The sequence below is a fragment of the Flavobacterium geliluteum genome (genome assembly GCF_017948595.1).
Classification (GTDB): domain Bacteria; phylum Bacteroidota; class Bacteroidia; order Flavobacteriales; family Flavobacteriaceae; genus Flavobacterium; species Flavobacterium flavipigmentatum.
This window is the reverse complement of record NZ_JAGFBV010000007.1, coordinates 124,663-149,909: the sequence shown is the minus strand read 5'-3', so window position 1 is coordinate 149,909 and position 25,247 is coordinate 124,663. Positions and strand designations below refer to the sequence as shown.

Here is a 25,247-nt window from a genome sequence, read left to right as displayed (position 1 = left end):
GCTGAGCAATGATTGCCATAAAAACTTGTAGAGGAAACAATTGCCGTTAAGATAATTTCACTATCACAAACTTGTCTTCTAACATCATCTACATGATTAATTCCTTGCAAAATATCATCTATTAAACAAAAAATTGATATAATTTTGTCTTTACAAAGCATTGGTGAGGTTTATTGGTTCGCAAAACAAATTTACTAAACCTCTGCTTTGTTTTTTATACTATAGAAACTAGCAACTTGAATTATTTATTTTTTTCTTTGATAAAAAAATGTTTATTCTGCAAATATTGCATTTAAAATTAGCTTTCGAGTTCGAAATTAGTAATGCTTTTTAGTTTTCGATGAAAAATATTTAACTAAAATCACTAAAAGTGGGTATTGTAATATCCGTCAACTTATACTACATTCGCAAGATAATAAATATTTACATCTTGTAAATAGCAGGATCAATTTTAGATGAAATAGAAGGGAAAGTATGAAAAATAGCCAGCTCGAGAAAGAAAAAAATTTGCAAATATTCTCTAAAATGATATCCAGCAAAATCCGCAAAGGATTTATACTGGAAGAAAGAAATGACGAATTTCAATTTGCAGTTTTGTATAAAGGTGAAAAAATGGTCAATCATCCATTTAATTTTATCATCTTTTGTTTAACATTAGGACTGTGGGCGTTTCCATGGCTGTACCTTACCATTCAGGCATCAAGACAGAAAAAAATCTTGGTAGCGATAGATGAAGATGGTGTTCCTTTTGTAGAAAGATGTTTAGTCGCCTAAAATAAATTAAATTTTATCCTTTAAGTAAACTCCCGTAACGGAGTTTTTTGCTTTTATAATATCTTCGGGAGTTCCCACAGCCAGTAAATTACCTCCATTTTCTCCTCCTTCAGGACCAAGATCAATAATCCAGTCGGCACATTTTATCAAGTCCAGATTGTGTTCGATTACTATTATCGAATGACCTTTTTCGATCAAGGCATCAAATGAAGCTAGTAATTTTTTGATGTCATGAAAGTGTAAACCCGTTGTAGGCTCATCAAATACAAATAAAGCTTTGTCTTTTGTGGCTCCTTTTACCAAAAATGAAGCGAGCTTGATACGTTGCGCCTCACCACCAGAAAGGGTAGAAGACGACTGTCCAAGCTGTACATATCCCAAACCAACATCTTGTAAAGGCTGCAGTTTTTGAGTGATTTTGTGTTGTTTATTTTTTTCGAAAAAAGCAATCGCATCGTCAATAGTCATGGTTAGAATATCGTTGATGTTTTTATTATCGAAAGTAATTTCTAAAACTTCTTTTTTAAATCTTTTTCCTCCGCAAGTTTCACACGGGAGCTGAACATCTGCCATAAACACCATCTCGACGTTAATAGCGCCTTCTCCTTTACAAGTTTCGCATCTTCCTCCATCTACATTAAAAGAAAAATGTTTGGCCTGATATCCTCTTATTTTTGATAACTTTTCTTTGGCATACAATTCACGAATGTCGTCATACGCTTTGATGTAGGTAACTGGATTAGAACGAGAACTTCTTCCGATCGGGTTTTGGTCAACGTATTCGATATGTTTAATTTGCGAAAAAGAGCCTTTTATTTCTGAAAACTGACCAGCTTTTTCTGCTGCATTTTCTAGCTTTTTCTGTACTGCTGGAAATAATATTTTCTTAATCAGTGTACTTTTTCCACTACCGGAAACTCCTGTGATTACAGTTAAGACATCCAAAGGAAAAGTAACATCGATATTTTTTAAGTTGTTTTCTCGGGCGCCAATAATATCAATGTGATTTTTGAATTTTCGTCTCTTTTTCGGAACCGAAATTTCGAGATCTCCGTTGAGATATTGCGCAGTCAGTGAATCTGATTTTAATATTTCAGAATATGTTCCTTGAGCGACTAAATTTCCTCCAAAAGTTCCTGCCTCGGGACCAATATCAATAATCATATCGGCAGCTTTCATGATATCTTCATCATGTTCTACAACAATAACGGTATTGCCCAAATCACGAAGTGAAAGCAGTACTTTTATTAGTCTTTCTGAATCTTTTGGGTGCAAACCAATACTTGGCTCATCGAGAATATACATAGAACCTACCAAGCTGCTCCCTAAAGAAGTAGCTAGATTGATACGTTGAGATTCTCCACCAGAAAGAGTGGCCGAGTTTCTGTTTAAGGTGAGGTAATCCAGACCAACTTCAGTCAAAAACGATAAACGATTATTGATTTCGACCATCAAACGTTTTGCAATTTGCTGCTCATAAACATTCAAATCGATGTTTTTGAAGAAAGTAACTAAATGTTTAATTGGCAAGTCTACCAAATCTGAGACCGTTTTTCCGTTAATTTTTACGTAAGAAGCTTCTTCGCGAAGACGTTTTCCACGACAAGCGTAGCATTTTGTTTTTCCGCGGTAGCGCGATAACATCACGCGATTCTGAATTTTATAATTTTTTTCTTCCAGTTCTTTAAAAAAATCATTCAGACCCTGAAAATACTGATTTCCTTTCCATACCAGATCTTTTTGCTGATCGGTAAGTTCAAAAAAAGGTTTGTGTATAGGAAAATCAAATTTGTAAGCATGTTTGACCAATTCATCTTTGTACCAGCTCATACTTTCACCTCTCCAGGGATAAATAGCACTCTCGAAAACGGATAATGATGTGTTTGGAATGACTAAATCGGCATCAATACCAATAATATTTCCGTAACCTTCGCAAACAGGACAGGCTCCGTAAGGGTTATTAAAACTGAACAAATGTACATTGGGCTCCAAAAATGTGATGCCATCTAATTCGAAATTATTCGAATAAGTAAATTTTTTGTCTGAGTTTAGCTCTTGCAGATAGCAAATTCCTTTTCCTTCAAAAAAAGCTGTTTGTACCGCATCGGCCAAGCGATTATAAAATTCTTCTTCGTCTTTGACAACAATTCTATCAATAATAAGAAGAATGTCTTTATTATCTAATTTATGAAGGTCGGTTGGGGTGAAATCATCCAGACGAACCATTTCGTTATCAACCAAAATACGAGCAAAACCTTGTTGTAACAGCACTTTTAACTTGTCTTCTAATTGCCTTCCTTCTTCGAGGTGTATAGGCGAAAGAAGCATCCATTTGCTGTCTAAATCGAAGCTTTTTACGTCTGTAACGACATCCGTTACCGTATTTTTTTTAACTTCCTGACCAGAAACAGGAGAATAAGTGCGTCCGATTCTGGCAAACAAAAGTTTGATGTAATCGTAAATCTCGGTCGAAGTTCCAACGGTAGAACGAGCGTTGGTGGTATTTACTTTTTGCTCGATAGCAATTGCGGGTGCAATACCTTTAATATATTCTACTTTTGGTTTGTCTAAACGACCTAAAAATTGACGTGCATACGACGATAAACTCTCTACATAACGGCGCTGTCCCTCTGCATACAAAGTATCAAAGGCTAAACTCGATTTTCCTGATCCGGAAAGTCCCGTAATTACTACGAGTTTGTTTCGAGGAATCGCAACATCTACATTTTTTAAATTATGTACTTGTGCGCCTTTGATGATGATATTCTGTTTTGGGTCGAGTGTTGAGAGATCGATTTGCATAAAAAATGTCAATTTTTACAAAAGTAATCAATTTTGAATTGAGTTTTGTTAATGACATTGTTCCAAATCTTAACAGAATCGTTTGTTAACGATTTCTTTTTTGTAATGCTATTTTTTTAGTGGAAATTTGTATTTTCTGTATAAAATATGCTATTTTAGAACTGTTTTTCTAATAAATAAACCATCTCATAAATTTGAAAACAAAACTATCGATACTGTTTTTTTGCATAGGTTTTGTCCTATTTTCGCAAGAGCTTCCGCCTATTATAAAATTTCCTCCTGCAATATATGGTGCTGGAAATCAAAGTTGGATGATTGTTCAGGACGATCAAAATTATTTGTATTTTGCTAATAATGAAGGACTTTTAGAATATAATGGTACCAATTGGGATTTGTATCCGACTCCAAATGAAACCATTATGCGGTCTGTAAAAGTGATTGATAACACCATTTACACAGGTTGTTACATGAATTTTGGCTATTGGACCCGTCACGCCAACGGAAAATTACAATATACCTCACTGAGCGATCGCATTAAAAGCAAAATTCTGGATGATGAGCAGTTTTGGAACATTTTAAAATACGATCAATGGATTTTGTTTCAATCGCTGAACCGTATTTATATTTACGATACCAAAACCAAGAAGTTTAAAATTATCGCACCCAAAAGTGGCGTGGTAAAGTCATTTTCGAGCAAAAATGCTATTTATTTTCAAACCCTAAAAAAAGGGTTATTTGAGATTGAAGGCGGTAAAGAAAAATTGATTTCAGACCATCCTGTTTTAAAGAAATTTACTATTGCTAATATTTTTGCTATCGAAGAAGGATTGATGATCCAGACGCAATTAGATGGTTTTTATAAATTAGCAGGAAGTAATTTAACACATTTTGTTACCGATGTCGATCAGGAACTAAAATCGAGTTTCGTATACAGTAGCCAGCGATTGCAGGATGGAAGTTATGCTTTAGGAACGGTCTCGAATGGTATTTTTATTTTGTCGAGTACAGGTAAATTAAAGTATCATATCTCGCAGAGCAAAGGCCTGAGCAATAATACTGCGTTGTCCTTATTTGAGGATAAAGATCACAATTTATGGACGGGACTTGATAACGGAATCAATTGTATTAACCTCAAATCTCCTGTGCATAGTTTTACAGACGATACGGGTGTTTTGGGTACCGTATATGCCTCTATCACACACAACGGTCTGTTGTATGTAGGGACAAATCAGGGGTTATTTTGTAAAAAATACCAGACCAATGCCGATTTTCAGTTTGTACAGGGTACAAAAGGGCAGGTATGGTCGTTGTTTAAATATGATAATACATTGTTTTGCGGTCATGATTCAGGCACATTTGTAATAGAAAATACTCTCGCCAGAAATATATTTTCGGCATCGGGAACATGGAAATTTGAAGCTGTTCCTCAAAATAAAAATAAATTGCTTCAGGGAAATTATTACGGGATTTCGGTTTTAGAAAAAGTAGGCAATCAATGGATTTTTAAAAATAAAATAAAAGGATTTGACTATTCTTCCCGTTATTTCGAAATTTTGCCCAATTTGGATCTTTACGTAAGTCACGAATACAAAGGTATTTTTAGATTAAAATTAGATAATAATCTTTTAAGCACAAAAGGATTTTATACGTATTCGTCTCCAAAAATTGGAAAAAATGCAAGTTTGACAAAATTTAATAATTCGATTTATTACGCTTATAAAGGAGGGATTTTTAAACTTAATTCCTCCACAAAAAAGTTTGAAAAAGATAGATTGTTAAGTGCCATTTTTGAAAAAGACGAGTATACTTCGGGAAAATTAATTGTTGATAATGCGAATAAAATATGGTTGTTTTCTAAAAATTATATCCATTATTTTTCTGCCAGTAAACTAAGTAATCAGCTGAAGCAAAATGTGATTCCGATTCCATCTTCTCTAACCAATTCGATGTCGGGGTTTGAAAATGTCACGCAAATTTCAAAATCAACCTATCTTATCGGAACCACAGATGGTTATTATACTTTGAATATCGATGATTTGAGTTTTAGGAATTACGCAGTCGCTATTTCGGAAATTTCGATCAATAAGCAAAATCAGACCCTTACGAATGTTGTTTTGCAAGAAAAAGGAAGTTTCAAATCGAATGAAAACAATATTACTATAAATTATACTGTTCCGGAATACAGCAAATATATCAATTCTGAATACCAATATTTATTAGAAGGTTTTCAGAACGATTGGAGCGAATGGAGCACAAAATCATCCGTAAATTTTAAGAATTTATCGCCTGGTGAATATACTTTTAAGTTAAGAGCAAAATATGCGAATATAGTTTTAGAGAATACGGCAACTTATACATTCGAAATTTTAAAACCGTGGTATCTCACCAATTTTACTTGCTTTATTTACTTAATAATTGTATTTGTAATTGGATATTTTATCAATAAAGCCTATCGAAATTTTTATCAAAAACAAAAAGAGAAGCTCATTGAAGAGAATAATCTTTTGCTCGAAATTAAAGAGTTGGAAAACGAGCAACAATTGATGAAGTTACGAAATGAGCAATTGTCTCAGGATGTTGACAACAAAAATCGGGAACTGGCAGTTTCTACGATGAGTCTTAACAGCAAAAACGAGCTTCTGGCTTTTATCAAGGAAGATTTGAAGAAAACCAATCAGGATGATGATAATAATATCAAATCGGTAATTAGAACCATCAATAAAAATATTACAGAGGAAGATTCCTGGAAAGTTTTTAAAGAAGCTTTTGACAATGCAGATAAAGATTTCTTAAAAAGAATAAAACAATTGCATCCTGTTTTGACTCCAAATGATTTGCGTTTGTGTGCGTATTTGCGCTTGAATCTTTCCTCAAAAGAGATTGCACCTTTGTTTAATATTTCGGTTAGAAGTGTAGAAATAAAGCGATATCGTTTGCGTAAAAAAATGGATTTACAGCACGAAATCGGTTTAGTAGAGTATATCTTGGCTGTATAGTTGGGCTAAAATTTCGTTTGAAAAACTATACATTACCTCAACATTTGTCCTTTATTCATGATTTTCGGCTTTTCTGTTAAAAAAATTAACATTTCTATTTTGTTGATTTGTCGTATGTTTTTTTATGATATCTTGAATTTTATTGTCTTTTTTTAAGATGTATGTTTTTTGTTGTGGTGAATTTTATTTTATTCTTAATAAGATGCGATAATTTTATATTCAATAAAAACTAACTAATTATGAAATCTAAATTATTATTAATGGCACTCATGCTGTTTACATCTTTTGCGTTTTCGCAAAACTTAGAGGTAAACGGAACAGTGCTTGATGCATCAGGTTTATCATTACCTGGCGTGAATGTAAAAGTGAAAGGTTCTTCGCAAAGTACAACCACAGACTTTGACGGATCTTTTAAACTAACTGCAGTTCCCAAGGGCTCTATCATTGCAGTAAGTTACATTGGTTTTAGAACGCAGGAAGTTATTGTATCTGATAGCAAAATAACCGTCAAATTGGCTGAGGATGCCAGATCACTTGATGAAGTTGTCGTTATTGGATATGGTAGTCAAAAAAGGAGAGAAGTTACGGGTGCTGTATCAACGGTTGGTAGCAAAACGCTGGAGATTTTAAAACCTATCAAAGTAGAACAAGCTTTGCAAGGAACCGTTTCTGGTGTAAACGTAACGACTCAATCCGGAGCACCTGGAGCAGGATTAGATATTCGTATACGTGGTATCGCAACCAACGGACAAAACGGTCCGCTAATGATTATAGACGGCTACCAGGGCGATTTGAGTTTACTTAACCCTAATGATATTGAAACCATAACTGTATTAAAAGATGCTCAAGCAGCCATTTACGGATCAATTGGAGCAAATGGTGTTGTTTTGATTACCACTAAAATGGGTAGAAAAAATTCTCAAACAAAAGTGTCCTATAATGCTTATACAGGATTTCAGGAAACATCCAGAAAATTACCAACACTAAACGCAACAGAATACGGTTTATTATTAAACGAAAGCTATGCTAATGGTGGTAGAGCGCTTCCTTACCCTAACATAAGCAATTTAGCTAAAGGTACAGATTGGCAGGATGAAGTTTTTGGTAAAGGAGTTCCGATTATTAATCATGATTTGTCTTTTTCCGGAGGTTCAGAAAAAATTACTTATTCTATTAGTGGTTCGCATTTGGATCAGGAAGGTATTGTTGGCGGAGATAAATCTGGTTTTTTAAGAAATACAGCCAGAATAGCTCTTGGAGCCGATTTAAGCGATAGAATTAAATTAAAAACCAATCTTATTTATACTTATTTTACTAGAAAAACATTAAACGAAAACGGCTTAGGTTCTGTTTTATTTAATGCTTTAAATGTACCGGCAACTTTAAGTCCTTACAATGCTAATGGTGATTTTTCGTTAGTGCCTAGTACCACTGGATTAGGAACAGAAATTATCAATCCATTAGCGCAAATAGCCAATACTTATAATGATTACAATTATAAAAAAATCAATGGAAATTTTGGTTTGGATTTTAAAATTTTTAACGGATTTGTATTATCAAGTGCTATTGGTTTTAACACTTCAAATAGTGAAGGAAAGAATTTTGCAAAACAAATAAGTTACGGGGGAAAAGTTTTTGATGTACAAAGAAGTTCTGTAACTCAAAATACAGTAAATGATAATAACTATTCTTTTGACCTTTTTGGAACTTACACGAAGAAATTTGAAGATAAACATAATGTAACAGGAACGATCGGAACTACCATTTTTAGAGAATGGGGAAATGGCTTGTTTGCGACAGGTTTTGATGTACCAAATAATTCTTGGCAGTTTGCCGATCTTTCTTTGACAAAAGGTATTTCAGAAGCGCTAAATACGAGTGGTTATGTTTACGACCAAAGAAGGCTTTCTTATTTTGGAAGACTGCAATACGATTACAAAGGAAAATATTTATTATCTGCCATATTGCGTCGAGACTCCTCTACCAAATTCGGACCAGGGAACAAAGTAGGTTATTTTCCTTCTCTTACAGCAGGATGGGTGATTTCTGACGAAGGATTTTTTGGAGAATCAAAAACAATCAGCTTTTTAAAACTAAGAGGAAGTTACGGAACTTTAGGAAATGATCAAATTCCAAATTTTGGTTATTTAGCATTGTTAACCGGTGAGGCAACGTATGTTTTTGATGGCACTTTGGTAAACGGAATCGCAACCGGTCAGGTGCCAAATCCAAATCTAAAATGGGAAGGAGCAAGAAAATTTGACGTTGGTTTGGATGCAAAACTAATGAATGATAAAGTAAACGTAGTGGCTGATTATTTTATTGATACACGGAATGATTTATTAATACAAAATATTCCAGTTTCAGGAATCACAGGTATTGGAGCTCCTGGTGCAAGTTCGCCAACATTGAATGCGGGTAGCGTTAGAAATTCAGGTTTTGAATTTGCAATTGATTACTCAGAAAAATTCTCTGATAACTTTTCGATGACTATCGGCTATAACGTTACATTTCTTAAAAACGAAGTCTTAGAAGTAAATAACGGAATTGGTTTTATCGAAGGTGGTTCTTTTGGAGTAGGTCAGCCGGCTCCATCAAGAATGGAAATTGGAAAACCAATGGGGTATTTTTATGGATATAAGACAGATGGAATTTTTCAAAATCAGGCCGAGGTTGACGCACATCCTTCTCAGGTAGCTTTGGGCGCAAATGCTGCACCTGGCGATATTCGTTATGTAGATACAAACGGAGATGGCGTTTTAGACACAAAAGACAGAACGAATATTGGTGATCCTATTCCAGATGCAACCATGGGATTCAATTTACAGTTAAATTATAAAAACGTAGATTTTTCTATGTACACTTTTGCTTCAGTAGGAAATGATATGGTTCGAAACTACGAAAGAACATTATCAGATGCCAATCGTTTAGATTATGTTTTAGACAGATGGACAGGCGAGGGCACAAGTACGACGGTACCAAGAGTGACTACGGGCGCTACAGCCAACAATGTTTTTTCGAATTATTTTGTAGAAGATGCTTCTTACATCAGAATTCAAAACATACAATTAGGATATACTTTAAACCCTGATATTACTGCAAAAGCAGGTATGACAAAACTGAGATTATACACAGGTGTCAATAATTTGTACACTTTTACCAAATACAAAGGTTTTGATCCAGGTGCTTCAAACGGAGCTCCAATTGGAGGAGGAATTGATTACGGATTCTATCCAATACCAAGAACGTATTTATTGGGATTAAACATTAATTTTTAATTGGAATTAAAATGAAAAAATATTTAGTAACAACCATTATAACGATTACTTTATTCTCTGTAATAAGTGTTTCTTGTTCAGATGATTTTGTAGCCACTACTCCGGAGTATTCAATAGATTCTGAGAATTATTTTAATTCGAAAGCAGATTACGATCTTGCTTTAATTGCGGCTTACGATTTGCTTCAGTCTTCTTATGTGAATGTTTTATTGGGCGAAATAGCCTCAGACAACACTTTTGCCGGAGGAGAAAGCCCTACTGATGTTATTGGCTTTCAACAAGTCGATGACATGATTCATACTCAGGTAAATAGTAATGTAAGAGATATCTGGAACTGGATGTTTGCAGGTGTACAAAGAGCAAATTACATACTTGAATTTCAAAATAAAACTGATTTTGAAGGAAAAACGCAACTGATTGCCGAAGCACGTTTTCTTAGAGCCTATTACCAATTTGAGTTAGTAAAATGGTTTGGAGGAATTCCGATGAAAGGTGATGCCAGATTTAAAATTGGTGATGAAAAAACAATTCCACGTTCAGCAGCAGCAGAAGTGTATGCTTCTATAGAGGCCGATTTAACTTATGCTATTGCGAATTTGTCTCCAACTGCTGCTCAAAAAGGCAGAGCTACCAAAGGTGCTGCACAAGCCTTACTTGGAAAGGCCTATTTGTACCAAAATAAATTTACGCAAGCGGCGACTACTTTAGAGAGTCTTATTGGTTCAGGCAATTATTCGTTAGTGACAGATTACAACGCTATGTTTGAAATGGATGGAGAAAATGGAGCAGAATCTGTTTTTGAAGTACAATATACAGATGTAGAAGGAGCTGGTTTTACTTGTTTGCAATGTAGTGAAGGAAACGTAGCTGTTGGTTTTAACGGTATTAGAAATTTTTCCGGACCACTCTTTTCATCAGGATTTAGCTTTAATATTCCAACTGTAGATGCTGTAAATGCTTTTGAAGTGGGTGACAGACGTAAAGATGTGGCTATTTTAGATATTGTTGCTTTTGCTGGTGCTAATACTGCATTCGATAACGGAAATGGAGTTACTTACGGAAAAGGAAATGAAGACACAGGATATTTTAATAGAAAATATTTACCGAGAAAACGAAGTTCAACGGCTGCAGGAGACTTAAACTTAACCAATCCGAACAATTACAGAGCGATTCGTTATGCCGATGTTTTGCTTATGGCTGCCGAAGCGTATAATCGTGGAGGAATTGATGATGGAAAAGCAAGAGGATATCTGAACGAAGTGCGAAGACGTGCTTTTGGAGACAACAATCATGATATTGCAGCTTCCGGAGCCGCATTGACTGATTTCATTTTAGCAGAAAGAAGAGTAGAACTTTTTGGAGAGGGACATCGTTTCTTTGACTTGGTACGAACAGGAAAAGCAGTTGGAAAGATACCAGGTTTTACGGCGAACAAAAATGAATTGTTTCCGCTTCCAATTGAGGAAATTCAATTTGCAAACGGAAACTGGCAACAAAACCCTGGTTATTAAAAAAAATAATTATGAAAAAGATACATTTTATTATAAGTCTTTTCGTTCTGGCAATGCTAATGGCTTGTTCGAATGATAGCAGTGACATTGATTTAGAAGGAATTGAAGGACCGGCCAATATTTCGGCTTTGACCACCGTAACTCAGGATAATTCTGGTAAGGTAACTTTTTTGCCTAAAGGCGAAGGAGTAACGCAGTACAAAATAAATTTCGGAGACGGAAGTCCCCAATCTGATTATTTTGCTGCCGGCGGAACGGTAACACATACTTACAAGGAAGGTATTTATCAAGCCAAAATTATGGCTATGGGTATTACCGGAAAGGTGACAGAAGTTACTCAAGAAGTGATGGTATCTTTTAAAGCACCTCAAAATTTGGTAGTCGTTATTACCAATGATTTATCAGTTTCTAAAAAAATAACCGTAAAAGCAACAGCAGACTTTGCTATGTTCTACGATGTTTATTTTGGAGAAGCAGGAAAACCGGAACCTATTACGGCAAATAATGGCGAATCAGTTTCTTATACTTATCAGCAACCTGGAGTTTACAGTATTCGTGTAGTTTCAAAAAGTGCGGCGATACAGACTACAGAGAAAATTCAGGATTTTGAAGCCAAATTGGTTCTTAATCCAACAGCTTCTGCCCCAATACAACCAACCAGACAGGTTGGAGATGTAATTTCGATTTACAGTGCAAAATATACAAATCTTGCGGGAACAAACTTTTATCCAAATTGGGGACAATCCACTACTTATTCAGAGTTTGATTTGAACGGAGATAAAATATTGAATTATATTAATTTGAATTACGAAGGAATTGCATTGGCAGACAATACATCAATCGATGTTTCCGGAATGGATTTTATCCACATGGATGTTTGGACAGCAGATTTGCCAAAACTTGAAATTTTTCTTATCAGTAAAACGAATGGAGAAAGACCAGTAATAAAGGATTTAATTGCAAACGAATGGACCAGTATTGATATTCCGATTTCAGCATTTACAAGTCAGAGCGGATTTACAGTAGCGGATATTTTTCAACTGAAATTGGTTGGAAATCCTGCTGGAAAAGGGGTTTTTATTGATAATATCTATTTTTATAAAACGCCTTCTCAAGCTATTGAATTGCCTCTGGATTTTGAATCAGGGACATTAACATACGCCTGGTCTGGTTTCGGAGACGCAAATTTTGGAGCAATTCCGGTTAGTGTTGTAACGAATCCAGATAAAACAGGAGCCAATGTATCGAATAAAGTCGTTAAAATAGAAAAACTGTCGGGTGCTCAAGTTTGGGCAGGAGCTAGTTTAGACTTAGAAAATGCAATTGATTATACTAAAGGGAATAAAGTTAAAGTTACGGTATGGTCTCCAAAAGTAGGAGCTGATATCTTATATAAAATGGAAGTTTCAACCTCGCCAAAAGATGGAAACGGAAATCCAACAGTTTTTATAGAAGTACATGCCACTACAACAACAGCAAATGCATGGCAAGAGCTGACGTTTGACTTAACAACTGCACCTGGTTTTAGTGCCGCTAATAAGTACGATAGGGTAATTTTATTTCCAGACTTTGGACAAATGGGAACAGGTTCCATTTATTATTTTGATGACATTAAACAATTCAATTAAAACTAGAAATCATGAGTAAAAAAACAATTATAAAAATAATATCGTTATTTACGATTCTCTTGATGACGGGTTGCCAAAAAGACGATTATGCTTTTGGTGATTTATCTGCGCCAAACAATCTAAAAATAACGGCCGAAATTGTAGGTAGTACTACAGCAGCTCCCAACGGAGACGGTTCGGGAATGGTAAAATTAACGGCAACGGCCGATAATGCCATATCGTATAAATTTGTGTTTAGCGACGGAACTTCAGAGAATTCTCCAAGTGGTATATTCACCAAACGTTTTACCAAAACGGGTGTCAATACCTATACTGTTACAGCAATTGTTACCGGAAAAGGCGGAATTGCTTCCAACACCACAATTGATGTTACGGTTTTAAGTAATTTTAGTGATGATGAAGCGGTTCAGTTCTTAACAGGAGGATCGTCTAAAAAATGGTATTGGTCGGCATCAGAGCCAGGACATTTAGGCGTAGGGCAAAATGATGGAGATGCTACCAAAAATTATTATGCTAATTATTATCAGGCAGCAGCTTGGGAAAAAGCGGCAGCACCGGCTAGTAGTTGTTTGTACGAGAATGTATTGACTTTTTCGCTTGACGGAGAACAATTAAAATATCAATTGGATAATGGAGGAAGTACATTCTTTAATGCTTCTTTTGCAAGTGTTGCAGGAGGAAGTTCTCCTGATGATGCTTGTTTGGCATACAATACAGGCGGATTAAAAACGGTTTCGCTAAGCCCTTCAGAATCTGTCGTTATGGCCAATCCTAATAGCGCTACGCAAACTCGCGGTACTACAATGAATTTCTCTGACGGAGGTTTTATGGGGTATTATATTGGTCAATCTTCTTACGAGATCCTGTCGATTACAGCAAATAGAATGGTAGTTAGAGCCGTTATGGGCGGAAATCCTGCTTTGGCTTGGTATCATATTTTTACCACAACAAAACCAACGCAAAACCAAGCTGTTGATTATACAAATTTGGTTTTTTCGGATGAGTTTAATACCGATGGAGCTCCGGATGCTACCAAATGGGGATTTGATACAGGTAGAGGCGATAATGGTTGGGGAAATGGCGAAAAACAAAACTATACCACGGCCAATACAAATGTTATTGTACAAGGCGGAAACTTAAAAATCACTGCTAAAAAAGAAGCTTCAGGTGGAGCAGATTATTCTTCAGCAAGATTAAAATCAGAAAATAAATTTGAGTTTACGTATGGTAAAGTTGAAGTGAGAGCCAAATTGCCAATAGGCGCAGGGACCTGGCCAGCCATCTGGATGTTGGGAGAAAATTATGCAACAAACTTTTGGCCTGCTTGTGGCGAAATAGATATTATGGAGCATGTGGGGAACAATCAAAATGTGATTCATGGAACCCTTCATTATCCTGGAAATTCTGGAGGAAATGGAAATACAGGCTCTAAAACAATTGCCAATGTTTCTACAGAATTTCATGTGTATAAAACCATTTGGAATCCAGCTTCTGTAAAAATTTATGTAGACGACGAACTGATTCATTCGGTTGCAAATAGTGCTTCATTACCATTCAATAAAGATTTTTTCTTGATTTTAAACGTTGCAATGGGAGGAAGTTTTGGAGGAAATATTGATCCTGCTTTTACACAATCTTCGATGGAGATCGATTATGTTAGAGTATATCAATAGGTTTTGATTAGTAATAATTTTGGATAAGAAGGTCGGCTTAAGGCTTACCTTCTTATTTTTTTAATGAAATATTTAGCAGATGAAAAAAATAATAGCGCTACTCATAATGAGTAATTTTTGTTGGGCGCAACAAGCAGAAAGAAAACTCGTGTGGGAGGAGAATTTTAATAAAAAAACATTAAATGAGTCCGTTTGGAATTACGAGCTGGGTGATGGATGTCCTAATCTTTGCGGCTGGGGAAATAATGAAAGACAGATTTATACCCAAAACAATCATCAGATAAAAAAAGGAGACCTAATTATCGAAGCCCGAAAAGAAGGAGATAAATACACCTCTACCAAAATCACGACAAAAGGAAAAAAAGAGTTTTTATATGGTAGAATAGAGGCCAGAGCAAAATTGCCAATAGGTCAGGGTTTATGGCCAGCATTCTGGATGTTAGGCGCAAATATTGATGAAGTAAAATGGCCGAAAACAGGCGAAATAGATATTTTAGAATACATTGGCAAAGAGCCTCACATGGTTTATACAACCTTGCACACACAAGACAGTCACGGAAACAGTATTAATACAAAAAAAACAAAATTTGATAACATAGAAGAAGGGTATCACGTTTATGCCATCGAGTGGACAAAAGATAAAATTGAGTTTTTTGTGGATACTACATTGGTTTATACCTTTAATCCGGAAGTAAAAAATGACGATACATGGCCGTTTGATAAGCCTTTTTATATCATCGTTAATTTGGCAATCGGAGGAAACTTTGGTGGCCCGGAAGTAGATGACAAGGTTTTGCCACAAAAATACAATATAGATTATATAAGAGTTTATCAGTAGTATTGTATAATTACAATTAATACTACAAAAAATAAAAGTTAAAGTTCTTATTTTTAGATGTTTAGATATGCTTGCTAAATTGTTAAATTGTTCACTTTTTTACTATTATCAGGCAACGAAGCGATATATTTTAGAGTTTCTTTTCGTTTTTTGAGAATTTATTATTAATTATTATTAATTTCATTTGCTTTTTAAAATATTTATTTGTTAAATTTGAACAAATATTTAACATAACTCATAAACGGATAAGCCTATACAATAACACTACTTTTTAGAAAAAATCTTTAAATTTTAAACAGAAACTAAAAAGTTAGTATTATGGCTGATCTGCATATTCCAGACGCTCTATTAGTAAAAAACTATATCGAGGGCAACGAAAATTCTCTTGCTACATTGATAAACAGGCACGAATCTAAAATATATGGATTTATATATTCTAAGATTGCTGATAGAGACATTTCAAATGATATTTTTCAGGATACTTTTATTAAGGTAATTAAAACCTTAAAAAGTAATTCATATAACGAAGAAGGTAAATTCCTTCCTTGGGTAATGCGTATTTCTCATAATTTAATTGTAGATCACTTTCGCAAAACAAAAAAAATGCCCATGTATAGAGAGACCGAAGAGTTTTCGATTTTTTCTATCATGTCTGATGATTCGCTTACGATCGAGAACAAAATGATCGTAGATCAGGTTGAGGTTGACCTAAAAAGACTTATAGAAGAACTTCCGATGGATCAAAAAGAAGTTTTGGTTATGCGAATGTATCAGGATATGAGTTTCAAAGAAATTTCAGAACTTACGGGCGTTAGCATCAACACAGCACTGGGCAGAATGCGTTATGCATTGATGAATTTGAGAAAAATTATAGACAAACATCAAATTGTTTTAACCAACTAATACTATTTTAAGTATTAGGTCGTTATACTATAATAAAACAAATTATAGTATGGCAAAAATTTACTCTAAAAAGGCGTTAGTTGCTCAAGACTTAAAGCCTAAAAAAGAAGTAGTTTCTTTTTTATTAAGCTATTCACAAGCCTTAACTGTTGTGAAAGTTAATAATAAAAGAATCGAAATTATAGCTAATTAAAACATTCCGCTTTTTCTGGCGGATGTTGATAGTAAAGAAAAACCAACTGGTCGTTTGGTCTAAAAATTCACTCTTTGTATGCAGATACATTCGGTGAATTTTTTTTATGAATAATTTTCAAGCTAAGCTTTTCTTTAACTTAAAAAAAAACGAATATTTTTCCACTATTTTTGTTTTTTACATAATAATATGTAAGGTTTTAACTGTATTTTTGCTACGGTTTAGTTAAATTTTCATATTTTAATTAACTTTTGTTTATTTATTCGATAATTAGTTTTATTTTAGTTAAAAAGTAATTTTTTATTCAGCAAAATTACCCAATGATAAAGGTTTTTGTGTAAAAATCCTTTAAATTTAAAAGAATAACTATTATAAGTCACTAAATAAATGTTTAACTAAATCAATTGTTATATGAAGAAAAATTACACTATTTTATTTCGTTTTGTTTGTTGTACATCATCTTAATGTTTCGGAAAGAATCTAAGACTGATGGAGCATTTAGCGTACTCCTTACAGTAAGTAAGAGCGCAATTTTGTACTTTATTTTAAGTACTATTTGCCCCAAATATGGTTAAAACAAAATTTTCAGCATAGTTGCTTGCTAGAAGATTTGTCAAGATTAACCGTAAAATCTATTTAACAATCAAACTTAACCGAAAATGAAAATGAAAATGAAAAAGAATCTAATAACATTATCATTATTACTATTGATAAATGTTGGAATATTTGCTCAAAAAGATCAAATAAAAGAAGCGCAATCGTTCTACGATAAAGGAAAAGCAGAAGAGGCATTGGATGTTCTGAAAAAAATGGAATATCAGGTATTAAATGCCCCAGATGATGTAAAAACAGACTATTTTTTTTTAAAAGGAAATGTTTACAAAGAGTTGGCTTCCAAAAATATAGATGCTGCTAATAATTTTGCTTTGGCGTCTGCTGCTTACCAAGATGTACTTTTGTACGAAAATGATTCCAGGGTTTACCGATATGCAGTAAAAGCAAATTTGGCTTTAAAACAGATGAAATCTACACTTGTAGATGGAGCATACAATGATTATCAGGCCGCGAAATACAAAGAAAGCGCCGATAAAAGTTACGAAGTTTACCTATTTGATAAAAGAGATACCTTAAACCTCTACAATGCTGCATCTTCTTCTCTAACAGGAAAGGATTATGTTTCGGCCATAAAATATTTTGAGCAACTTAAAAAAATAAATTATACCGGAAAAGGATTAGTTTATTATGCTACAAACAAAAAAACAAAAACAGAAGAAGCTTTTATCTCTTTGAGTGCCAGAGAATCTAACATAAAAGAAGGCCTTTACGAGAAGCCTCGCAATGTATTTCCACCTTCAAAAAAAGAAGATATTATCACCGCTTTGGCTTTTTGTTATTTAGAGAGAAATGATTTTACAAACGCAGAAAAATATTATCTCGAAGGATTACAGGTAAATCCAAATTGTATCAATTGTTACATTAATCTCGCTTATGTAAAAATACAATTAAAAAGAGCATTAGTAGATCAGATGGCTTTGCTGGGCAACACTCCAAAAGAAATGAAAGAATACGATAAATTAGATGCACAGAAAGACGAAATTGTCAAAAGTGCGATTCCGTATCTCCAGAAAGCATTGACTTTAGAACCTAAAAATGAAGATGCAACAAAATCTCTTTTAGGAATATACAGATCACTAAATATGACCACTGAATACAATTCCTTAAAAAGCGGAATGTAACCAAGAATAAAGAAGCTACTAAATTTTCTTTTTAGTAGCTTCTTCTATAACAGATTTTTTACCAATTGTTCGGGTAATGATATCTTTCTCAAGATTCCAGCCTCTTGCGGGCGAATATTCTCGTCCGTACCAAATGATTTGCAGGTGCAAATCGTTCCATATTTCTCTCGGAAAAAGTCGTTTGGCATCTTTTTCGGTCTGAGCTACATTCTTCCCATTCGAAAGATTCCATCGGTACATCAGCCTGTGAATATGTGTGTCCACAGGAAAAGCAGGAACTCCAAATGCTTGCGACATCACCACACTTGCCGTTTTATGACCCACCGCCGGTAATTCTTCAAGAGCTTCAAAACTCTGTGGCACTTTGCCATCATGTTTGTCTATCAAAATGTGCGATAAACCATGAATTCCCTTCGATTTCATCGGAGACAAACCACAAGGCCTAATAATTTCCTTAATTTCTTCTACCGACATTTTTATCATATCATAAGGATTATCCGCTTTTGCAAAAAGCAAAGGTGTAATTTGGTTGACACGCACATCGGTACATTGCGCCGAAAGCAAAACGGCAATCAACAAGGTATAAGGATCTTTATGGTCTAGTGGAATCGGTATGGTTGGATAGAGTTCTTTTAACGTATTTATAACAAATGTTACACGAGCTTCTTTATTCATTTCCGTAATTTTAGTCTCGTAAAAATAGTATAATTTTCATGATGTGCCTAATCCAGCTTTCTGTTTCAACTCCTCATTGTGTTAGCAACATTTTTAAGCATTTACAAGAGCTTCCGCTGGTCGCTTTGTAAAAGCAAAAAATGTAAGCTACCACAACTCCGGGGTTTTCTCGGCAATCTGGGGCAGGAGCAGTAGTAGTAATCGAGATGTTATTCGGGTACAATTTTAAATGACTTATTTACAGACAAAACAATTAAACAGCTAAAATTAATATTCTAAAATAAAAAAGATGACAACATTAAAAAAAGGCGATAAAGCACCCAGTTTTTCAGGAGTTGACCAAGATGGTAAAACACATCAATTGGCAGATTACAAAGGAAAAAAATTAGTAGTTTTCTTTTATCCAAAAGCAAATACACCAGGCTGCACGGCAGAAGCATGTGATTTAAGAGATAATTTTGAGCGTTTTAAAGCCAACAATTACGAGTTATTGGGCGTAAGTGCCGACAGTCAGAAAGCACAGGGAAAATTTAAAGACAAATACGAATTTCCTTTTGCATTATTGGCAGACGAAGATAAATCGGTTATTACTGCTTTTGGCGTTTGGGGACCAAAAAAGTTTATGGGAAAAGAATATGACGGTATTCACAGAACAACTTTTGTAATTGACGAAAACGGCATCATAGACGAGGTAATCGAAAACGTAAAAACCAAAGAACACGCAGCTCAAATCTTAAAATAGGTTTTCTGTAAAAGTTTTTTGTGAGCAGTAAAATGTCAACTTGACCGAAGCGGAAGTTTTACAGAGAAATATACCTCAGGTTTCTTATAAAACCGAGAGCTCTAGCCCTGATAGAAGCGGTATCCTTTTGTTTTTTTCTTTAAAAAACAAAAGATACAAGCGGATAGCAGGAAATTGCTTCTAAAAAAATAGAAAGTCCAAAAAAGCAATCTGCTTCTTTGGACTTTTTAATTCTGTGCATCACCAAAATTATTTTTGTTCTAATTCTTTTTGTGGATGGTAGCCAAAAAGGTGGTGCTCTTTTATAATTTCCGGAATACCTGCAGGAAGCATGTGTTCCCATCCTGATAAACCTTGGTTGATCATTTTTAAGACTTCGCGAGAGAAAACTTCCAGATTGTTTGGGTCGTAATCGGCAATATCAACTACTTTTCCGTTAAATTTGAAGAATTTGTATAATTCTTTCATTCTAGGATGTACTTTCAGGTTATCAGAATTCATTAGAACGCCATTGTCATCCAACATCGGATACAAGAAAACCTTCATGTCACGGTAGAATAATTTTCCGAAAGCTTCAAGGATTCCACCACTTAAATGGCGGTAGTATTTCTCATCAAAAATATCAACTAAGTTGTTGACTCCCATCGCCAATCCCATTCTGGCTTTGGTATAATTGGCAAAATATTCTACGACTTTATAGTATTCCTGGAAGTTCGAAATCATTACGGTTTGACCCAATGAGCAGAGCAATTCGGCTCTGTCCATAAAGTCACGTTCGTCAATTTCACCATCCGAACGCAAATTCGAAAGTGTAATTTCAAAAACCACCAATGTATTGTCTTTTTCTACTTTATTTTCTTCGAGAAACATCTTTAGTGATTTCTCGTACATGTCCATATTTACTTTGGTAACGGGACGAAAACTTCCTCTTAAAGCAAGAAGATTTTTTTTGTATAAAATGGCAGCAGGAAGAATATTTTTTCCTTCAGGATTAAACATTACGGCATCTGTCATTCCGTTTTTGACCAATTGTAAACTCATCAAACGGTTGTCAACATCTGCAAAACGAGGTCCTGAGAAGTTTATCGTGTCAATTTCGAGTTGGTCTTTATCTAAGTGATCGTATAGGTAACGAAGTAATCGTTTTGGATCATTGTATTTATAAAAGGCGCCGTAAATAAGGTTTACTCCTAAAATACCGAGCGTTTCTTGTTGCAGACGAGCGTCGGTTTCTTTAAAACGAATGTGTAGAATAATTTCGTTGTATGCTTCGTCAGGTTCTATTTGGTAACGTATTCCTACCCAGCCGTGACCTTTAAATTGTTTGGCAAAATCGATAGTTGCAACGGTATTGGCGTAACTAAAGAAAAGTTTATTGGGGTGTTTTTCTCGGCTCAGGCGTTCTTCAATAAGTTCACCTTCAAAGGTTAACATTTTCTTGAGTCGGTTTTCGGTCACATAGCGACCATCGCCTTCGATACCATAAACGGCATCACTAAAATCTTTATCATAGGCAGACATTGCTTTTGCAATTGTTCCCGATGAACCTCCAGATCTGAAAAAATGCCTTACTGTTTCTTGTCCAGCGCCAATTTCGGCAAAAGTTCCGTAGATGTTCTCGTTTAAATTAATGCGTAACGCTTTGTCTTTTATAGAAGGAATCTGTTCGATGACCTTGTCACCTTTGAGTTTTATTTCTGTACCCATTTTATTTTAAATAGATTTGTTACAAAGTTAGCAAATTAGGTTTCTAATGAAAGAGAAATAATCCTATTTTTGTAAAAAAAACATGTTCAATTGAAAGTCTATTTTTTAGGTACTGGAACTTCTCAGGGTATCCCTATTATTGGGGTCGATCATCCCGTTTGTAAAAGCACTGATGCTAAGGATAAAAGACTTCGTGTATCCATCTGGATTACATGGGGTAATCATTCTTATGTAATCGATTGCGGACCCGATTTTAGACAGCAAATGCTTTCTTGCGGATGCAAGCATTTGGATGCTATTTTGTTTACGCACGAACATGCAGATCATACCGCTGGTCTGGATGATATTCGCCCGTTTAATTTCAGACAGGGCGAGATTCCGGTTTATGCGCATCAGCGCGTGATTGACAACCTCAAACGTCGCTTTGATTATGTGTTTGAAACCGTAAATAAATATCCCGGTGCGCCAAGTGTAAAAACAATAGAAGTCATCAATAATGAACCTTTTGCGGTGGGCGATAAAATGGCTGTTCCCATAAATGTGATGCATGGTGATTTGCAGGTTTTTGGTTATCGAATAGACGATTTTGCTTATCTGACAGATGTAAAAACAATTGCTACAGAAGAAATTCAAAAACTGAAAGGCCTAAAAGTTTTGGTTGTGAATGCGTTAAGGTTAGAACCGCACGATACACATTTTAATTTGCAGGAAGCATTAGATTTTATACATTTGATTCAGCCCGAAAAGGCCTATCTTACACATATTAGCCACGTTTTAGGATTTCATGAAGAAGTGCAAAAGCACTTGCCGAAAAATGTTTTCCTGGCGTATGACAACTTAGAAATTACAATTTAAATTATAGTACAAAAATGAAAAAATCTTTAATGCTTTACCTTTTTTTATTGGCCATTTTAATGAATATTTTTACGTACATGTTTTACAGCAGAGAGGTAAAATTTGGACAGGAACGATATGAAAAAACAACTAAGAAATTGAGAGATAGCATCAATTTGGTGTCAACACAATTATCTGAGGCAGATTATTTCTCGTTGGCACATAACGAAAACGCACAAAATTATTTTGATAACAGCGCTTCTGGAGGAAAAGTAATTTTGTATGAAAAATTAATTCCAGTGGTAACCGAAAAGTTATTAGATTTAAATTCCAATCCAAACGGCAATCCTTACACGGGACAAGACAAGATAGACAATAAGAAATTTATCATCAATAAGGTAAAAATTTTAAACCACAGATGGATCATTGCAGATTACAGCAATGGACAATTATGGGGTGAAGTGTTATTGAAATATTTTGTAAACGATGATGAATCGATTGATTTTGAAGTGAATCAATCTCTATTGTATCAGAAATAAATGTTTCTCAGTCGCAGTTTTTAGTTTCAGTACAACCTGAAAACTGCGACCGAAAACCAAAAATTACCCCGCCAACCAATTCTTAAAATCAAAGAAATTTTGAGGAGCCACACCATGACCAACAGGATATTCCTTATACGTAACCGGAATGTTTAAATGCTCCAGAATTGCTGGCGTTTTTCTAGCCCAATCAATCGGGATGACCTGATCTACAGTTCCGTGTGAAGCAAATATTTTTAGGTTTTTAAAGTTGTTTTTTTCAAAACCTTCTTTAATGATTTCTTCGTTAAAATAGCCACTCATCGCCACCACTCTCTGAATTTTTTCAGGGTACGAAAGTGCCACTGAATAGCTCAAAATAGAACCTTGGCTGAAACCTATTAAAGTCACATTATTAGCATCAATTGGATAATTTGCAGCCAATTCGTCTACAAATTTAGCAATAAGATCGCGCGAAGTTTTGGCTTGCTCATTATCTGAAAATTTGTTCTGGTCGGCATCAAAATTAATAGCATACCAAGCATACGCGCCATACTGCAAATCATAAGGTGCTCTGGCCGAAATGATGTAATAATGATCAGGAAGTTCAGTTGCAAACGAAAATAAATCGGCTTCGTTACTTCCGTATCCGTGCAATAAAAGCAAAACAGGATTTTTGTCTAAAATAACTTTGGGTTCTTGTATTTTATATTCGAGAGAAAGATTCATTTTTTAAATTGTGAGTTTTGAGTTGTGAAACTCAGTTTTGGAAATTTGTTATTTTTGAATTTAATTATCCGATAGATTTAAACCATTTTTGGTACCACTCACCAACCAGCGGCATTGGTTTTGTATGCCCCTGAATAGCGCTAAATATGCCATAAGACCATAAAACAGAAATACAAAGCCACATTGGGAAGGTGATAAAAAAACTATCAAAATTACTGACTATCAGTGCAAAAGAAATAAAAGTTAACGATATTCCGAGCGCTTGTCGAATATGAAAAGAAGCAAAACTATTTTTGTTTTCAGCGTTCATTGACATTGCAATCAGAACTCCAACGATTAGTATATAACTCGTGATAGCGATAGGTTTTCCTTCTTCTATTGAATTGTTCATTGTCATTATTTTGAGATAATAAGTTGATTTTGATTTAAAATTCCATAAACAGTTCCTCTGATTTCAGTTCCTAAAAAAGCAGAGTTTTTAGATTTTGAAAGGATATTCTCTTTCGTAAAAGTCGATTTTCCTTCAGGTGTAAAAAGTGTAAGATTTGCTTTTTGTCCTTCGTTAATCGATTGACTTTCGATACCAAAAACAGCCTTTCCAGAAGTTAGTTTTTCAACTATAGTTTCTAAAGGCAATACGTTTAGTAAAGCTCCAAAAGCACTTTCTAAACCAATAGTTCCGTTTTTGGCGGTATCAAATTCCATTTTTTTAAATTCGATATCAATTGGGTTGTGGTCAGAAGTGATCATATCAATCGTTCCGTCCAGAACTCCATTGACAAGTGCAGCTCTATCGGCTTCTGTTCGCAATGGCGGGGTAACTTTAAAACGGGTGTCAAAACCTTCTAATGCAACATCTGTAAATGTCAGGTGGTGTACTGCAACGCTGCAACTCACTTGCAGGCCTTTTGCTTTGGCTTCTTTTATTAATGCTAAAGATTTTGCTGTAGAAACTGTCGGAATATGAAGTTTTCCTCCGGTATATTCTAATAAAAATAAGTTTCTGGCTACTTGAAGTTCTTCGGCAAGATTTGGGATTCCTTTGAGTCCTAAACGCGTAGAAACGATTCCCTCATTCGCTACTCCATTTCCTTTAATATTGCTGTCTTGCGAATATGCAATCACTAAACCATCAAAATCTTGTACGTACTGCAAGGCTATTTTTAGCAAATTGGCGTTGTCAATGCTTTTATTATAATCTCCAAAAGCAACAGCTCCGGTATTTTTCATGTCATAAAGCTCCGCCATATCTTTGCTTTCGCTTCCTTTGGTCAAAGCACCAATAGGGAAGAGCTCTGTTGCAAAACCATTGGCTTTGTTTTTTACAAAATTTACCTGCGATTGATTATCAATAACAGGGTAGGAATTGGGCTGTAAAGCAATAGCGGTAAAACCACTTTTTGCAGCGACTTGTAATCCGTTGGCTATGGTTTCGCGGTCTTCGTAACCCGGCTCACCAAAAGAAACACTGCTATCGAACCAACCTTGCGAAAGATGTAAATTACCTAATTTAACTTCGGTGGCATCCGAAATTTCAGGAAGTGAAGTTCCTATTTTTTCTATAAAACCATCTGCAATTAAAACATCAACGGTCTGATTATGAAACGGACTTTTTGAGTCGATAATTTTGGCGCTTCTGATGATTATTTTCATATTGTAGTATTTTTATTTTATGCTGAAATTGTTATTTTTAAGTACTACCTGTGATTT

19 protein-coding genes and 1 pseudogene are annotated in these 25,247 nt (G+C 34.9%); 13 read left to right on the top strand and 7 right to left on the bottom strand.

Annotated elements, in window-relative coordinates; genetic code table 11:
• Nucleotides 1–161, bottom strand: a pseudogene (locus J3495_RS19540) (IS982 family transposase); the annotation flags it as partial.
• A 313-nt stretch (nucleotides 162–474) separates the two neighbouring features.
• On the opposite strand from J3495_RS19540, the gene J3495_RS06435 reads away from it, so the two are divergent.
• The gene (locus tag J3495_RS06435) at nucleotides 475–774 is read left to right on the top strand and encodes a hypothetical protein (protein WP_210665752.1); all 300 of its coding nucleotides are present in this window, start codon (nucleotides 475–477) and stop codon (nucleotides 772–774) included.
• A gap of 6 nt (nucleotides 775–780) precedes the next feature.
• On the opposite strand, the gene uvrA is transcribed toward J3495_RS06435, so the two are convergent.
• The gene (gene uvrA, locus J3495_RS06430) at nucleotides 781–3,576 is read right to left on the bottom strand and encodes an excinuclease ABC subunit UvrA (protein WP_210665751.1); all 2,796 of its coding nucleotides are present in this window, start codon (nucleotides 3,574–3,576) and stop codon (nucleotides 781–783) included.
• Between the two features lie 194 nt (nucleotides 3,577–3,770).
• On the opposite strand from uvrA, the gene J3495_RS06425 reads away from it, so the two are divergent.
• The 9 genes from J3495_RS06425 to J3495_RS06385 all read left to right on the top strand — a co-directional run bounded on the left by J3495_RS06425 (nucleotide 3,771) and on the right by J3495_RS06385 (nucleotide 18,332).
• Nucleotides 3,771–6,572: a helix-turn-helix and ligand-binding sensor domain-containing protein gene (locus tag J3495_RS06425; RefSeq protein ID WP_210665750.1), complete on the top strand. Its 2,802-nt coding sequence runs from the start codon at nucleotides 3,771–3,773 to the stop codon at nucleotides 6,570–6,572.
• Nucleotides 6,573–6,811: 239 nt separating this feature from the next.
• Nucleotides 6,812–9,850 carry a SusC/RagA family TonB-linked outer membrane protein gene (locus tag J3495_RS06420; RefSeq protein ID WP_210665749.1) on the top strand — a complete coding sequence of 1,013 codons (3,039 nt, stop codon included), beginning with the start codon at nucleotides 6,812–6,814 and terminating at the stop codon, nucleotides 9,848–9,850.
• Nucleotides 9,851–9,861: 11 nt separating this feature from the next.
• A complete protein-coding gene (locus J3495_RS06415) occupies nucleotides 9,862–11,361 on the top strand; it encodes a RagB/SusD family nutrient uptake outer membrane protein (protein WP_210665748.1) in 1,500 nt (499 codons plus the stop codon).
• A gap of 11 nt (nucleotides 11,362–11,372) precedes the next feature.
• Nucleotides 11,373–12,989, top strand: a complete 1,617-nt coding sequence (locus tag J3495_RS06410) for a hypothetical protein (protein ID WP_210665747.1) — start codon at nucleotides 11,373–11,375, stop codon at nucleotides 12,987–12,989.
• 11 nt (nucleotides 12,990–13,000) lie between these two features.
• On the top strand, nucleotides 13,001–14,662 hold the full coding sequence (locus J3495_RS06405) for a family 16 glycosylhydrolase (RefSeq protein WP_210665746.1): 1,662 nt from the start codon (nucleotides 13,001–13,003) through the stop codon (nucleotides 14,660–14,662).
• 79 nt (nucleotides 14,663–14,741) lie between these two features.
• Nucleotides 14,742–15,500, top strand: a complete 759-nt coding sequence (locus tag J3495_RS06400) for a glycoside hydrolase family 16 protein (protein ID WP_210665745.1) — start codon at nucleotides 14,742–14,744, stop codon at nucleotides 15,498–15,500.
• Nucleotides 15,501–15,818: 318 nt separating this feature from the next.
• Nucleotides 15,819–16,403: an RNA polymerase sigma factor gene (locus J3495_RS06395; protein ID WP_210665744.1), complete on the top strand. Its 585-nt coding sequence runs from the start codon at nucleotides 15,819–15,821 to the stop codon at nucleotides 16,401–16,403.
• 49 nt (nucleotides 16,404–16,452) lie between these two features.
• Nucleotides 16,453–16,596 (top strand): hypothetical protein, encoded by a 144-nt coding sequence (locus J3495_RS06390; protein ID WP_210665743.1) that lies wholly within the window; start codon nucleotides 16,453–16,455, stop codon nucleotides 16,594–16,596.
• Between the two features lie 671 nt (nucleotides 16,597–17,267).
• On the top strand, nucleotides 17,268–18,332 hold the full coding sequence (locus J3495_RS06385) for a tetratricopeptide repeat protein (RefSeq protein ID WP_210665742.1): 1,065 nt from the start codon (nucleotides 17,268–17,270) through the stop codon (nucleotides 18,330–18,332).
• Nucleotides 18,333–18,350: 18 nt separating this feature from the next.
• Here the strand turns inward: J3495_RS06385 and J3495_RS06380 are convergent, their stop codons facing one another.
• On the bottom strand, nucleotides 18,351–19,007 hold the full coding sequence (locus J3495_RS06380) for an endonuclease III domain-containing protein (RefSeq protein WP_210665741.1): 657 nt from the start codon (nucleotides 19,005–19,007) through the stop codon (nucleotides 18,351–18,353).
• Between the two features lie 289 nt (nucleotides 19,008–19,296).
• Between J3495_RS06380 and bcp the strand changes: the two genes are divergently transcribed.
• Nucleotides 19,297–19,749 (top strand): thioredoxin-dependent thiol peroxidase, encoded by a 453-nt coding sequence (gene bcp, locus J3495_RS06375; protein ID WP_210665740.1) that lies wholly within the window; start codon nucleotides 19,297–19,299, stop codon nucleotides 19,747–19,749.
• Between the two features lie 249 nt (nucleotides 19,750–19,998).
• On the opposite strand, the gene J3495_RS06370 is transcribed toward bcp, so the two are convergent.
• Nucleotides 19,999–21,456, bottom strand: a complete 1,458-nt coding sequence (locus tag J3495_RS06370) for a TonB-dependent receptor (RefSeq protein WP_210665739.1) — start codon at nucleotides 21,454–21,456, stop codon at nucleotides 19,999–20,001.
• A gap of 90 nt (nucleotides 21,457–21,546) precedes the next feature.
• Between J3495_RS06370 and J3495_RS06365 the strand changes: the two genes are divergently transcribed.
• Complete coding sequence (locus tag J3495_RS06365; RefSeq protein WP_210665738.1) at nucleotides 21,547–22,311, top strand: MBL fold metallo-hydrolase; 765 nt, start codon at nucleotides 21,547–21,549, stop codon at nucleotides 22,309–22,311.
• 14 nt (nucleotides 22,312–22,325) lie between these two features.
• Nucleotides 22,326–22,829 (top strand): hypothetical protein, encoded by a 504-nt coding sequence (locus tag J3495_RS06360; RefSeq protein WP_210665737.1) that lies wholly within the window; start codon nucleotides 22,326–22,328, stop codon nucleotides 22,827–22,829.
• A 63-nt stretch (nucleotides 22,830–22,892) separates the two neighbouring features.
• Here the strand turns inward: J3495_RS06360 and J3495_RS06355 are convergent, their stop codons facing one another.
• The 3 genes from J3495_RS06355 to J3495_RS06345 all read right to left on the bottom strand — a co-directional run bounded on the left by J3495_RS06355 (nucleotide 22,893) and on the right by J3495_RS06345 (nucleotide 25,190).
• Nucleotides 22,893–23,537 (bottom strand): alpha/beta hydrolase, encoded by a 645-nt coding sequence (locus tag J3495_RS06355; protein ID WP_210665736.1) that lies wholly within the window; start codon nucleotides 23,535–23,537, stop codon nucleotides 22,893–22,895.
• Between the two features lie 64 nt (nucleotides 23,538–23,601).
• Nucleotides 23,602–23,928, bottom strand: a complete 327-nt coding sequence (locus tag J3495_RS06350) for a hypothetical protein (protein ID WP_210665735.1) — start codon at nucleotides 23,926–23,928, stop codon at nucleotides 23,602–23,604.
• A gap of 5 nt (nucleotides 23,929–23,933) precedes the next feature.
• Nucleotides 23,934–25,190 (bottom strand): dihydroorotase, encoded by a 1,257-nt coding sequence (locus J3495_RS06345; RefSeq protein WP_210665734.1) that lies wholly within the window; start codon nucleotides 25,188–25,190, stop codon nucleotides 23,934–23,936.
• Between the last annotated feature and the right edge of the window lie 57 nt (nucleotides 25,191–25,247).

What these genes read in the sequence shown, in the direction of transcription:
- J3495_RS06435 (WP_210665752.1), top strand. Translation starts at nt 475, where the DNA reads ATGAAAAATAGCCAGCTCGAGAAAGAAAAAAATTTGCAAATATTCTCT.
- uvrA (WP_210665751.1), bottom strand. Translation starts at nt 3,576, where the DNA reads ATGCAAATCGATCTCTCAACACTCGACCCAAAACAGAATATCATCATC.
- J3495_RS06420 (WP_210665749.1), top strand. Translation starts at nt 6,812, where the DNA reads ATGAAATCTAAATTATTATTAATGGCACTCATGCTGTTTACATCTTTT.
- J3495_RS06415 (WP_210665748.1), top strand. Translation starts at nt 9,862, where the DNA reads ATGAAAAAATATTTAGTAACAACCATTATAACGATTACTTTATTCTCT.
- J3495_RS06410 (WP_210665747.1), top strand. Translation starts at nt 11,373, where the DNA reads ATGAAAAAGATACATTTTATTATAAGTCTTTTCGTTCTGGCAATGCTA.
- J3495_RS06405 (WP_210665746.1), top strand. Translation starts at nt 13,001, where the DNA reads ATGAGTAAAAAAACAATTATAAAAATAATATCGTTATTTACGATTCTC.
- J3495_RS06400 (WP_210665745.1), top strand. Translation starts at nt 14,742, where the DNA reads ATGAAAAAAATAATAGCGCTACTCATAATGAGTAATTTTTGTTGGGCG.
- J3495_RS06395 (WP_210665744.1), top strand. Translation starts at nt 15,819, where the DNA reads ATGGCTGATCTGCATATTCCAGACGCTCTATTAGTAAAAAACTATATC.
- J3495_RS06390 (WP_210665743.1), top strand. Translation starts at nt 16,453, where the DNA reads ATGGCAAAAATTTACTCTAAAAAGGCGTTAGTTGCTCAAGACTTAAAG.
- J3495_RS06385 (WP_210665742.1), top strand. Translation starts at nt 17,268, where the DNA reads ATGAAAAAGAATCTAATAACATTATCATTATTACTATTGATAAATGTT.
- J3495_RS06380 (WP_210665741.1), bottom strand. Translation starts at nt 19,007, where the DNA reads ATGAATAAAGAAGCTCGTGTAACATTTGTTATAAATACGTTAAAAGAA.
- bcp (WP_210665740.1), top strand. Translation starts at nt 19,297, where the DNA reads ATGACAACATTAAAAAAAGGCGATAAAGCACCCAGTTTTTCAGGAGTT.
- J3495_RS06370 (WP_210665739.1), bottom strand. Translation starts at nt 21,456, where the DNA reads ATGGGTACAGAAATAAAACTCAAAGGTGACAAGGTCATCGAACAGATT.
- J3495_RS06360 (WP_210665737.1), top strand. Translation starts at nt 22,326, where the DNA reads ATGAAAAAATCTTTAATGCTTTACCTTTTTTTATTGGCCATTTTAATG.
- J3495_RS06355 (WP_210665736.1), bottom strand. Translation starts at nt 23,537, where the DNA reads ATGAATCTTTCTCTCGAATATAAAATACAAGAACCCAAAGTTATTTTA.
- J3495_RS06350 (WP_210665735.1), bottom strand. Translation starts at nt 23,928, where the DNA reads ATGAACAATTCAATAGAAGAAGGAAAACCTATCGCTATCACGAGTTAT.
- J3495_RS06345 (WP_210665734.1), bottom strand. Translation starts at nt 25,190, where the DNA reads ATGAAAATAATCATCAGAAGCGCCAAAATTATCGACTCAAAAAGTCCG.